Consider the following 11,695-nt stretch of genomic DNA (forward strand, 5'->3'; position numbering starts at 1 on the left):
GATTTTAATTTGAGATTTGATTAAATAATTCACCAGAAGTTTGTAGTAATTCATAGGTTTTAGAGCGTTGATCTATAATTTGAGCATAATAACCCAGATTGGCTTTGTAATAATCATTTTCAGCAGCCAAACGCTCGGTAACATCTATTAATCCTTCTTGAAATCGTCTTGAAGCAATTTCTAAATTATTTGTTGCAATGGTATTTTGTTGATGGTTTACTTTTAATTTTTCGGAAGAAGTTTCGTAATCAATCTTATTTTTACTTAACAAGAGATTTAATTTTTCTTGCGAATCTTTCAATTTATTTTCATTAATTAAGATATCTGTTTTTGCTTGCACTAATCTATTTTTATGTTGACCACCATCTAATAATTCCCATTTTGCACCAATTCCAATCAAAATATTTGGGAATAACGTAAATTGGTTCATTTTTAAATTGACATCGCCTAATAAATCGACATCTTTTAACTTGAAACGACTTCCAAAAATAGAAGTGTAATTGGTATTTGCGAAAGCGAAAACTTGCGGAAGGTGAGAACCTTTTTCTTTCTTGTACAAAAATTCGTATGCTTTTATTGAATGTTCAAGCGCTTTCAACTCCTTTTTATTTTCTAATGTATACTCAGCCGAAATTATATGGATAGGAGTAAGTTCATACTCTATTTGTTGTAAATCTTCTGTCGATAAATGTGTTAATGTTTCTAATTTCTTGTAAAGTAATTGTCGGCTTCCATTTACTTCAACTTGTCGAGCCTCTAACTCAAGCATTGCTAATTTTATCTTTTCACGATCATATGGTATTGCCAAACCGTTTTGAATAGCTTTCTGAACTTTTAGATGTTCTTTGTCTAAACGCTTTGCAGAATTCGAAATTAATTCTTCTACTTTTTGTATCAACATCAATTGATCATAAGTTTGCAAAATGTCCTTTGTAATAACTTCTTTTTCTGCATCTTTTAAGTAATCTAAAGCTGCGCTTTTTTCTTGAATAGCGTTTAAAGCATTTGGTATTTGCAATCCTGAAAAAATGACTTGAGATGCATTTATACCAATTGTAAATAATCCAGTTGAGGTATTAAATCTTTGATTTCCTGCAAATAATTCGGTCGAAATAAGATCAATAGATTTTGTAGGAATATCAATTGTTCCGTTCGAATTTAAATAACTTCCTAAAGCAATTGCAGACAAACTTGGTTTTTGTTTACCTTTTATTTCATCATATTGAGAGTTGTTTTTATCAACTTCGAGTTGTTTATTTTTTAAATTGTAACTTGATTCAATTGCTTTTTCAACAGGTAATTTTAGTTGAGGGTCAATTAGTTGTTGACCAAAAGAAAATGAAGAGATAAGAACGAAATAACTATAATATCGATGGATAGGCATTGCTCAATTTTGGCATAAAATTAACAAAAAATATACCATGAATAAAAACTAGTATTAGAATATGATTAAAAATAAAAATCCTGAAACTTTTTAAAGGTTCAGGACTTCCAAAATAGCCAAAATAATTGGCGCATAGTTCAATGTATTTAATATTTATTATCAATTATATTTAAGGTCTCGTTTAACGATTCTTTCATCATTTTCTCTAAATAATCTATTGATCCTTGCTTGATTGTCTCCTCAATGTATTTTGTTCCTCCAATTGTTTCGCTATATTTTAACGAATTGTTTTTTAAGTCTAAAATATTGATATAAACATAGGTTTTAGCAATGTATTTTAGTTTGTTTTCGGGATCAAAATCCAAACCAGATTTTACATTGATAACGACTAAATCATCTTGAGATATTACACTTTTTAAGTTGTCAAATTTAACTGAATGAACATTTTCTTGTGTAATTAATTCGTTTGGTACGTTTTTATTGTCAAATTTATCAATTATTTGATAATCATATTGATGATCGTCTAAAATTTTGATTGCTTTTTCACGAATTATTTTAATGATGTCAACTTTCGAATTTAATTGTATCAATTGATTTTGGATTGATTTTGAATCGATATTATGGTTTAATTCTTGAGAATTATGATTAAAAAATCCAACAGTATCAATATTAATTACCACACCAACTTTACTCACAGGAACATCTAAGGCACTCTCGTACGTAGTTGTTGTATTAACAGCTAATTCTTTTGGAGCTTCTTTCTTTTGCTCACAAGATTGCATTATAAACAAGCTTCCTATCGCGAAATAAACTATTTTTTTCATATACCAACCTTTACTCTTTAAATATAGTGATTAATAATGTTTTAGTATGTTTTTTTTTAAAAAATTATTTTTTATTGTACCAAAAAAGGTAGTTATAACGTATGATTTTAGATTTTGAATAGTTAAATTATATTTATTCTTTTAACGGTTTTTCTTTTACAAAAACATGTCCAACTTTCGTGAAATCGTAAGAGATTTCGTACAAATACTCAAGTAAATCTTCAATCAACTCAGAGTCATTTTGTAAAGCCTCCGTTTCGATTTCAGTATATGCAATTGTTTTTTCTTTAAACTCGATTGTTTTGGGTAAATTTTCGGTTTCATATTCACCATAAAGTCGAATATTTTGAAGTAATAATTGCAATATTTTTTTCATTAATCGTATGTGTTCGGAAGTTAAAATAACCGAGTTGTTTTTCTTTAGAATTTTCACTAATCCAAGTGAATAGGATACAAATGATTGATTGAAAATGGTAAATTTATTCAAATCATCTGCATTTTCTTGTTTATCTTTTGGTTCTGAAATGACACGTTGAAAAACTGAATTGATATTTGCCATTGCAATAAACACGTCTTTACGCGCTAATTTATAATCTGTTGTGGTAACGTCATTATCAGCTAATTTTTTAAAAATAAGAAAAACAAATTCGTAATTAGCAATTAACGCTTTTTGAATATATTCATTCATGTTATTTTTTTCCCAAGAAGGTAAAATAATGTAGCATGAAATAAAGGCCATTAAACCACCAACTAATGTATCTATTGTTCGTTCTTGTATGATATAAAGTGAATCTTTTTGCGAATAAAAACTAAACGAAATCAAGATGTAAGCTGTTAAATAAAAGGTGCCAACAGCATATTTGTGACGTATGAATGTATATGCCATTAACATAAAGAATAACATCATTACAAATCGTACAGATAGTTGTGGAAAAATAAGTAGGATTAAAATTCCGATTAATCCACCAAAAATAGTTCCTTTTAAACGCTGTAAGTTTCTCTTTTTTGTCACGCTAAAACCAGGTTTTAAGATAACAAGAACAGTCATTAATAGCCAATAACTGTGATAGGTCATGGGAATAATAAATGTTATACAATATGCTAAAAGCATGACAATAGAGGAACGAATAGCATGTCTGAAAATAGAAGATTTTAGGTTGAGATGATCTTTTATTTTTCCGAACGAATAATCGACTGTTGGTTGAAAATGCTCTGCATGATCCAACGGATTTTTCTTTTTTTCGGTAAAAGAATCATCGTAAAAGAATTTATGAATAAATTCTATTTTATAAACAACTTGTTTTAGATTGATATAAATTTTGGATAAAACGATAGGTTTTTTGCCTTCAGCATACAATTCTTTTATTGCGTCATCAATCTTTTTTAATTCAGCATCAAAATCAAAAGAAGGTTTTTTAGGACGTTTGTTCGAATTGATATGATAAGCAATCATTTTTAGTTCGTGCGCTAATTTATTCATCATATTATAAATTTTGCGCATCGCCTTTGTATCGCCATATACTTCCCTAATTTTGACATAATCGTATTGAGTTGCAGTAATATTTTCGAAAATATCCATTAAATCTGAGAACATAAAAACAATCGATCGTCCGATTGGTGTTTGGTCTTTTACCAATTTTTTATTGGTAAAAACTAAGTCTCTGACCAAATTTTGCTTTTCATTAATGACAACATGTTCGTCAATAAGTTTTTGGACAATGTCATCATAATTAGAATCTTTATCAAACATAGAAGCTTTAATTCGGATGTATTCCGAAATATGAATCATGGCATCAGCAAGATTTTGTTGCGCCATTCTGTAGGGACGAAATGTACTAATAGCTAAACTAAAAATAGTGTACCATGCCGCACCAGCAGTAACGAATAAGGCAGTATGTAATGGAGTTAATTCTTGTCTCAAGTCGTTCATATTCATCACCATCGACATCATGATGACCATTCCGAGTGCACTTAGACGTTGTCCCCAAACGGTTAACATATTAGAAAAGAATACGATAATCGTTAAACAAATTCCTAATAAAATTGGAAAATTATTAATCGTTTTTGTTAAATATGAAACAATAAAAATTAATAAAACGGAAAGCCACATCAAGTTTCGACGTTCTTTGAATGGACCAGGAGTGTCTGTCATGTGCGCTAAAACTGCGCCAAGACTTATGGTAACACCAGCATACAAATCGCCAAAAAAACTTGCGACTATAGGAGGTATGATAATCGCCAAAGAGGTTTTTAAACCATCAGAAAGCGCTTCTCCATATATAAAGTTTTCGATTTTATTCTTAAGTTTCAAATGCAAAATTATAGGGTTGTAAAATTGTTGTATAAAATTAGCACAACTTTTCTCGAAACCCAACTAAACACGCGAAGTTTTTAGAATATGAAAACCATCTATACTTTGTGTAAAAATTAATGTTGTTTCACCACCATCTGTTATTTTAAATTTCTTTTTGACAATATCTATTGCTTGGTTATAGTTTTTTACCAAAAGATTAGCTTTAGATTTTATAATTTCTTTTTTAGCATGATTGATGTGTTTTTCCACTGAATATATTTTTCCAGGAAATTCGTTCAAAAGTTCATTAGACGTATATAAATGGGTGTTTTGATGTAATTTATGCAAATTAAATTTTTCGCTCAATAATTTGAAAGCGCCCGTTTTTAGAATAGCAACATTTGGTTCGTAAATATACTGTTGTACTGTTCCAAAATTTGCATTAGAATTGTATTCGTCTTCAAAGTTGAATGAAAATTCAGGTTGATTACTTTCTAAATTAATTGCTTTAATCAAAGGATTTTTAGTGGAGCAATTTTTATCAATAATCAGTAGAAAATCTTTTACTTCATTTTTTAAAGCAACGATATGTATTTCTGAAATGGAATCAATTTGCTGTAGGGTAGAAGTGATGTCCAATAATGGAGAAAGCTTGATGATGATTTTATTAGATTTCTCGAAAAAAGTTGGCATCCATTCTAAAATATTTGGCTCTAAATCTTCTAAAATAAATTTTCTTCCACTCGAATTTCTTCGGGCTGGATCAAGATAAATAACATCAAACTTAGATTCAGGATTGGTTTCAAAAAATGATTGAAAAGTACCAGTGTATGTTTCTAAATTTGGAGCTAAAATTTGTGCATTATGTTGTACAATTTCACTTAATTCTGGATTTTGTTCGATATGATATACTTTTTCGAAATTTTTAGCAAAAGCCATGGTGTCAATTCCAAAACCCGCGGTCAAATCGATTAATGTTTTTCCTTTAACCAAACTCGATTTATAATTTGCAGCAGCTTCAGAGCTTGCTTGTTCTAAATTGATAGATGGTGGAAAATAAATGTTTTTTGTCGAATAAAGTGTTGGAAATTTATGTTTTGCTACTTGAATTCCTTTTAATTGTTGTGCAATTTCTGCCGAAGAAATACCATCAAATAACGATTTTTTTAAACCAATAGATTTGAAATCTTCTTGCTCGATTATTTTTAAATAATCTTGAAATTCTTGTGTTAAAATACTTAGATTCAAAACGATTTTTTTAGAAATAAGCTAATGTTTTATCAAAAACAAGACTTCAGTAACACAAGGATACTGAAGTCTTATTATTATTTTGTTCGGAATGAATTTGACAAGCAATTTCATTTGCGAAATTTATTTATTTTCTTCTTTTTCTGCTAAACGAGTTGGTACAATAGGAATAAAAAGAGCTGGTTTAACTATTTTTTCTTTTGGCATTTTTTCAATGACATCAGAAGGGTTTCTAAACTTATTTACACCAATCAATTTGATATTCTGTTCATCAAAATCTTTTTGTTCTTTTTTCGCACTTGTATAAATAAAATCTTGAATGGTTTCGCTTTGTAAGGCTTTAATAAAACCACCTGCAGTTTGAATTGTTTTGAATAATTCTAATGCATTTTCTGCCATTTGATTTGTTAAGGTTTCAATATAATAAGAACCTGCAGCAGGATCGGCAAATTGATTTAAATAAGATTCTTTTTGCAATAACAATTGTTGTTTTGCTGCTAATTCTAACCCAAAATCAGATTCGTTATTTAATTCATCATAAGCACCTACAAAAACAGCATCACTCGAACCAAAAATAGCAGAAGAAGCTTCTACAGTAGAACGAATAACATTGTTGTAAATATCTAATTTAGATTTATTACGATCAGAAGTTGAGGTGAAAACAAAGGCTTCACTTTCTTTATTGTATTGTTCTAAAATCATTTTCCACAAAAAACGGAACGCTCTTAATTTTGCCACTTCGAAGAAATAATTACTTCCTACAGCAAATTTAAAATAGATTTTATCAGCAACATCAGCACCAAAGTTCTCTAAATATTCGACAGCATGTGCAAGTGTAATCGCAATTTGTTGTACATGATTTGCTCCTGCATTTTGATAAATATCTCCTTGAATTGAAATTACTTTTTCGAAATTTTCTAAAGCTAAAGCTTCTTTTATCAATTCTTTTGTTGCATTCTCAGAATCATTTTGCCACAAGCCATTTTGAGCCAAATAACCATAAGGATCTATATCCAAATATTTTAAATTCGGAAGTTTTTCAAGAGATTTTAAAGCTGATGAGCCATCATACTGAATAAATAAATCCAAGTAATTAGGAAGATCTAACGTAGAATTTGCTTCTTTTTGATTGATCAAATAACCATATAAAAAGCTATAATCTTGATTTTTATTTCCCGTATATTTTGAAATTATTTTCCAATCTTTAGAAGATTTTGGTAATGGTTGAATAGTTGAATAATCAACATCATCTTTTGTATACAATGGTTTAACATTAATTTGATCATTTGTTCCCCAAACCAACGTTTCATTATATTCTAATCCTTTCAGTTCTACTTGAACTTTATTTTTCCATTCTTTTTCAGAAATCGTATCGAAATCTTGAAATAATTTATTCATTTTCTTTATTTTGTGGCTTCTCAATTTTCTCTTGCTGAATGATAAAAATATCTTCATCATCTTTTTTCAAGAAATGTTTTTCTCTTGCGATGCGTTCTATTTCAGCAGGATTACTATTTAATTGATTTAATTTCTCTGTTTCTTTATCCAAATGTTCTTGGTAATATTGTTCATCAACTTCTAATAATTTGATTTGTTTATCTAACTCGCGATGTACGAAAAAAGAGTTTTGATCGAAAAAAATCATCCAAATTGCAAACGATACCGTTAATATAAAGTAACGATTCCAAACAAATTTGAAGACAAAAGTATCTTTAATTTTTCTTTTCGGCACTTCTGGTATTAGCTCTTCGTCAAAGATTTCTTCCGATTTTTCTTTCATTATACAGCAGTTTTTGAGTTAAGTTTTTCTTTAATTACAGTTGATAAAACTTTTACTGCGACAGAATTTTTCTTTTTCATATTTGGAATAATAATGTCTGCATAGTTTTTAGAAGGTTCGATAAATTGTTGATGCATTGGTTTCAGTGTTTTTTGATAACGCGTTAAAACTTCATCCAAATCTCGACCGCGTTCTTGTATGTCACGGCGTACACGGCGAATTAATCTTTCGTCAGAATCTGCGTGAACAAAGATTTTTACATCAAACAAATCGCGTAATTCTGGATCTGTAAGCACCAAAATTCCTTCTACGATAATAACAGACTGAGGATGTGTCAATATTGTTTCCTCTTTGCGACTATGCGTAATGAACGAATAAACAGGTTGCTCGATTGAAACTCCATTTTTAAGTAAAGCAACATGTTCTTTTAACAATTCAAAATCAATAGATCTTGGATGATCAAAATTTATTTTAGAACGTTCATCAAATGATAATTCAGGATGATCTTTATAATAATTATCTTGAGAAATAACGATGACACTTTCAGCGTTAAGATCTCTCAAAATATTGTTTACAACGGTCGTTTTTCCCGATCCTGTACCTCCTGCAATTCCTATTACCAGCATTTTTGTTTTATTATTATTTTTTATTTCGTTTGATATTTCCATTGCAAGAGTTCTCATAAAATTTCCTTAAAGATAAAATTTTCTTATTAGAAATTAAAATAAAAAGAAATGGATTCTTGCAAAATATTAAAGGGTGTCGTGAAAAAGTTTTGGTTGATTGATTTTGTGAAAAGAAATAATGATCAATCCACTTCAATATAGGTTGAGTTATTAATCGATTATTTAGATGTACTTCAAACATTTAGACTTAATTACAAAATAAAAGTACTTTGTAGCACTTGGTTTTTCTTAATCGAATGCAAAGGAAAGAAAAAAAATAAAAACTTTATCTTTTTTATTGTTATATTTATTAAATCAGAACTATATAAAATACTATACTATGAATGATTTATTATCAATGACTACTGTTTTCTCTTTATTTCTCGGAATTGGATTGGCTGCTGCAGCTGGTTTTAGGATTTTTTTACCATTATTTGTTTTAAGTTTAGTGGTGAAATTTGGCGGAAGTTTTATTAATCTTGATGATAGTTGGATGTGGATAGGAAGTACACCAGCGTTGATTACGCTTGGTGTAGCGATGTTGGTTGAAATTGGGGCTTATTATATTCCAATTATTGATAATCTTTTAGATACCGTAGCGGTACCTTTGGCAGGGATTGCAGGAACGATTGCGGTTGGCATAACGTTACCAGAAATGAATGAGGTAGCAACTTGGGCTTTAGCAATTATAGCTGGTGGTGGAACTGCGGCAGCGATTAGCGGAACTACTGCTGCTGCACGAGCAGTTTCAACTACTACAACTGCTGGTGCTGGTAATTTTTTGGTTAATACAGGTGAAACTTTTAGTTCTATTGTATTAAGTATTACAGCAATTGTATTAGCGCCATTAGCGTTTATTTTTGTATTGTTTATATTATATGTTTGTTATAGAGCATATAAAAGTGTTCAAAAAAAAGGAGATCAATTATTAGCAGAAGAATTGTAAAATAAATATTAAGGAATAAAAAAAGGTCTATTCAAAATTTTGAGTAAACCTTTTTAGTTTATTTTAATCAATAGGTTAAACTATTTTATATTTTTCTTTGTAACCTTCAAACGCTTGCATTAGGTTTTCTTCAATTACTTTAGGCATTCTTCTTGTCGCTTCAAACTCGTTTGAAGAAAGTGATTTGAATTTTGAAAGGGTCGGAATTATTTCAATCGAATTTATTAACATTTCAATTTCGATTTCATATTGACGATAAGCAACCGAATGAAAAGTATCATTTTCATAAACCGGAATATGCTGTTGTTCAATCAAAAAACCTGCATCTGCTTCTGTATCGACAAAGTGGGTAGTTACACCAATTTCTACACCTTTTGTAATTGCCCATTTTAGTGAATCTAAACCTCTTGTCAAAGGTAAAAAACCGGGATGTGTATTGATGATTTTATGATTTTCGACCAATTCATCTGGTAATAAACCTGCACCAGCTATGATGACAAAGTTAGCTTCAAAATCATTTAATTGGCGATTTAAGGTATCAGCAGTTGTTAAATCAAATTCGTATCCGAAATTTTTGCAAAATTCAATTGGATCTACCTGTATAGCCTTACTTGGACGATGTTGGTAAATGGGTTTGAAGGGATTTTCGCGTTGTACAAATGGTAGTGCAAATACTTTTATATTTTGATAACCTTTTGCTTTCAGGCCAGTTAAAACATCTTGCGTTTTACGATGAGGCGTGTTGTAAGAAATTATCGCAATTTTTGGTTGAGAAATCATTTATTTAATTAAATATTTTTTGTGATAATCCACAACGTTGTCAATCGGTTTTCTAATGATATGTCCTACAGTTAAGTGATATTCAGCAGCAACAGAACGTATAACATCTTCGTATATGTGAGCGATAGAACCAATAAAATTTAATTCGGAATGACGTGCTTCTTCATAAGGCATAATTTGATATTCAATAAAAGAAGACATTGCATCATAAATAATTTTCTGAATAAATGGGTCATTTTTATGCTCAACCACAAATTTATTGAAGGAAGCTAAATAGGTATTTGCAAATTTGTTTTGATATACATTTTTATTTAGTTCCTCTACAGATAATTTGTAATAATCATCAAACGCTTTAGCCAAATGTGGTGGCATTTTTTTTGTATAGAAAGCGCGTAATACTCGTTTACCTAAGTCATTTCCAGAACCTTCGTCTCCTAAGATGTAAGCCAAAGATTTTGTTTCTTCACGTAAAGTTGTTCCATCAAAATAACATGAATTAGATCCTGTTCCTAAGATACAAACCATTGCAGGTTTTCCCATGTACGTAGCATAACAAGCAGCTAATAAATCATGGTCAACAACCAGTTCTGCATTAGGGAAGAAATTATTTAATCCGTTTTTTACGACTTCGTACATCGCTTCACTCGAAGTTCCAGCTCCGTAAAAAAAGACTTTCGTAAACTCATTTGCAACAGGTGCAAAATCTTCATTTTTTTGTAATTCAGCAGTAATATCTTCAGCTGTTACAAAATATGGGTTAAATCCGATTGTATTTGTTCTAAACACTTCATTCAGGTTACTATCTAAAATCACCCAATCTGTTTTAGTAGAACCGCTATCCGCTATTGCAATCATTTTTTAGTTTTGATATAATTGAGGATTGCTAAAGTAACATTCTTTTAACAATAGACATAAAAAAACGCTCGAAATTTCGAGCGTTTCTAAAATTATTTTAATGTTCGTGATCGTGATCTTCACTTACAACGATTTCGATAAAGGATTGTGTTTGATTTCCGGCGCGATCAATTAAGAATAATCCTAAGTGATAATGCCCTTCTGTAATTCCTTCTGCAGGAATATTTACTTGATGACTTAATGTGTGCTCGGTTTTTCCTGCCGGAATAGCCTCTTCCGCATCATACGTCCAATTAACATTTGCTGTTCTATGTTCATGTCCGTCTTCCGCAGAATGAATTTCAATTTTTACAGCACCTAATTCTATATTATCTTTCAAAATAGCATCAATTGTAAAGGTTTCCCCTAAATGAAATTCATCATGATCTTTTGGAGCAATCAAATTAATTTCTGGTTTTGTTGTATCTAATGAAGAGTCATCTGATGAACAAGACGTAATGAATAATGCGACGATTGAAACGAATATGTATTTTAAAATTGTATTTTTCATTGTTTTATTTTTTTGATTTGAATAGTTATTTTAAGATTTTAGTTGATTTATTTATAAACAAAATCTTGAGGCGGTCCTCGTGTAAAATGATATTCAATTGTAGAAATTTCAATTTTTTCTACTTGTTCAAAACTTTCTTTTTTGTAAAATTCTTTGTTAAGTTTTACTTCAACTTTAGGATCATCATGAGTATCAATAAAAATTGTATAAAATATAAAATGATTACACTGATGATGAATAATTTCTTTCTTTTGATTCGAAATTTCTGGCGAATGATCGATTAAAGAAAAATGTAATTGATTAAAAATCGGTATCGAAAAAAGAATAATACTAAAGAAAAGTCCGAAAATTGACTGTCTCTTTTTCATGT

Annotated in this window: 12 protein-coding genes; 1 reads left to right on the forward strand and 11 read right to left on the reverse strand. The window is 29.8% G+C overall.

Annotated features, from left to right (window positions below):
• Window positions 1-4: 4 nt before the first annotated feature.
• From IF125_RS03095 to udk, 7 genes are all read right to left on the reverse strand, one after another.
• A complete protein-coding gene (locus tag IF125_RS03095) occupies window positions 5-1,384 on the reverse strand; it encodes a TolC family protein (protein WP_171622219.1) in 1,380 nt (459 codons plus the stop codon).
• Window positions 1,385-1,530: 146 nt separating this feature from the next.
• Window positions 1,531-2,208, reverse strand: coding sequence for a hypothetical protein (locus IF125_RS03100; RefSeq protein ID WP_225541470.1), 678 nt, complete (start codon window positions 2,206-2,208; stop codon window positions 1,531-1,533).
• Window positions 2,209-2,341: 133 nt separating this feature from the next.
• Window positions 2,342-4,519 (reverse strand): FUSC family membrane protein, encoded by a 2,178-nt coding sequence (locus IF125_RS03105; RefSeq protein WP_225541471.1) that lies wholly within the window; start codon window positions 4,517-4,519, stop codon window positions 2,342-2,344.
• Between the two features lie 63 nt (window positions 4,520-4,582).
• Window positions 4,583-5,749, reverse strand: a complete 1,167-nt coding sequence (locus tag IF125_RS03110; RefSeq protein WP_225541472.1) for an RsmD family RNA methyltransferase — start codon at window positions 5,747-5,749, stop codon at window positions 4,583-4,585.
• Window positions 5,750-5,872: 123 nt separating this feature from the next.
• The gene (locus IF125_RS03115; protein WP_225541473.1) at window positions 5,873-7,147 is read right to left on the reverse strand and encodes a methylmalonyl-CoA mutase family protein; all 1,275 of its coding nucleotides are present in this window, start codon (window positions 7,145-7,147) and stop codon (window positions 5,873-5,875) included.
• Complete coding sequence (locus IF125_RS03120; RefSeq protein WP_171622215.1) at window positions 7,140-7,529, reverse strand: FtsB family cell division protein; 390 nt, start codon at window positions 7,527-7,529, stop codon at window positions 7,140-7,142. The genes IF125_RS03115 and IF125_RS03120 overlap by 8 nt, the downstream gene beginning before the upstream one ends.
• Window positions 7,529-8,197 (reverse strand): uridine kinase, encoded by a 669-nt coding sequence (gene udk, locus IF125_RS03125; protein ID WP_348650875.1) that lies wholly within the window; start codon window positions 8,195-8,197, stop codon window positions 7,529-7,531. Before udk ends, IF125_RS03120 begins: the two co-directional genes overlap by 1 nt.
• Before the next feature lie 337 nt (window positions 8,198-8,534).
• Here udk and IF125_RS03130 point away from each other — a divergent pair, with 337 nt between their 5' ends.
• On the forward strand, window positions 8,535-9,140 hold the full coding sequence (locus IF125_RS03130; RefSeq protein WP_171622213.1) for a DUF4126 domain-containing protein: 606 nt from the start codon (window positions 8,535-8,537) through the stop codon (window positions 9,138-9,140).
• A 75-nt stretch (window positions 9,141-9,215) separates the two neighbouring features.
• Here IF125_RS03130 and IF125_RS03135 read toward each other — a convergent pair whose 3' ends face one another.
• From IF125_RS03135 to IF125_RS03150, 4 genes are all read right to left on the reverse strand, one after another.
• Complete coding sequence (locus IF125_RS03135) at window positions 9,216-9,920, reverse strand: formyltransferase family protein (protein ID WP_171622212.1); 705 nt, start codon at window positions 9,918-9,920, stop codon at window positions 9,216-9,218.
• Window positions 9,921-10,775: an ATPase gene (locus IF125_RS03140; RefSeq protein ID WP_225541474.1), complete on the reverse strand. Its 855-nt coding sequence runs from the start codon at window positions 10,773-10,775 to the stop codon at window positions 9,921-9,923.
• Window positions 10,776-10,872: 97 nt separating this feature from the next.
• Window positions 10,873-11,325, reverse strand: coding sequence for a DUF4625 domain-containing protein (locus tag IF125_RS03145; RefSeq protein WP_225541475.1), 453 nt, complete (start codon window positions 11,323-11,325; stop codon window positions 10,873-10,875).
• Between the two features lie 47 nt (window positions 11,326-11,372).
• The gene (locus IF125_RS03150; protein WP_225541476.1) at window positions 11,373-11,693 is read right to left on the reverse strand and encodes a hypothetical protein; all 321 of its coding nucleotides are present in this window, start codon (window positions 11,691-11,693) and stop codon (window positions 11,373-11,375) included.
• Window positions 11,694-11,695 lie beyond the last annotated feature (2 nt).

It is taken from the genome of Empedobacter stercoris (assembly GCF_020281205.1).
GTDB lineage: Bacteria > Bacteroidota > Bacteroidia > Flavobacteriales > Weeksellaceae > Empedobacter > Empedobacter stercoris.

Bases quoted from the DNA above. Each gene is read 5' to 3' on its own strand.
- IF125_RS03095 (WP_171622219.1), bottom strand. From the start codon at position 1,384: ATGCCTATCCATCGATATTATAGTTATTTCGTTCTTATCTCTTCATTT.
- IF125_RS03100 (WP_225541470.1), bottom strand. From the start codon at position 2,208: ATGAAAAAAATAGTTTATTTCGCGATAGGAAGCTTGTTTATAATGCAA.
- IF125_RS03115 (WP_225541473.1), bottom strand. From the start codon at position 7,147: ATGAATAAATTATTTCAAGATTTCGATACGATTTCTGAAAAAGAATGG.
- IF125_RS03120 (WP_171622215.1), bottom strand. From the start codon at position 7,529: ATGAAAGAAAAATCGGAAGAAATCTTTGACGAAGAGCTAATACCAGAA.
- udk (WP_348650875.1), bottom strand. From the start codon at position 8,197: ATGGAAATATCAAACGAAATAAAAAATAATAATAAAACAAAAATGCTG.
- IF125_RS03130 (WP_171622213.1), top strand. From the start codon at position 8,535: ATGAATGATTTATTATCAATGACTACTGTTTTCTCTTTATTTCTCGGA.
- IF125_RS03135 (WP_171622212.1), bottom strand. From the start codon at position 9,920: ATGATTTCTCAACCAAAAATTGCGATAATTTCTTACAACACGCCTCAT.
- IF125_RS03140 (WP_225541474.1), bottom strand. From the start codon at position 10,775: ATGATTGCAATAGCGGATAGCGGTTCTACTAAAACAGATTGGGTGATT.
- IF125_RS03145 (WP_225541475.1), bottom strand. From the start codon at position 11,325: ATGAAAAATACAATTTTAAAATACATATTCGTTTCAATCGTCGCATTA.
- IF125_RS03150 (WP_225541476.1), bottom strand. From the start codon at position 11,693: ATGAAAAAGAGACAGTCAATTTTCGGACTTTTCTTTAGTATTATTCTT.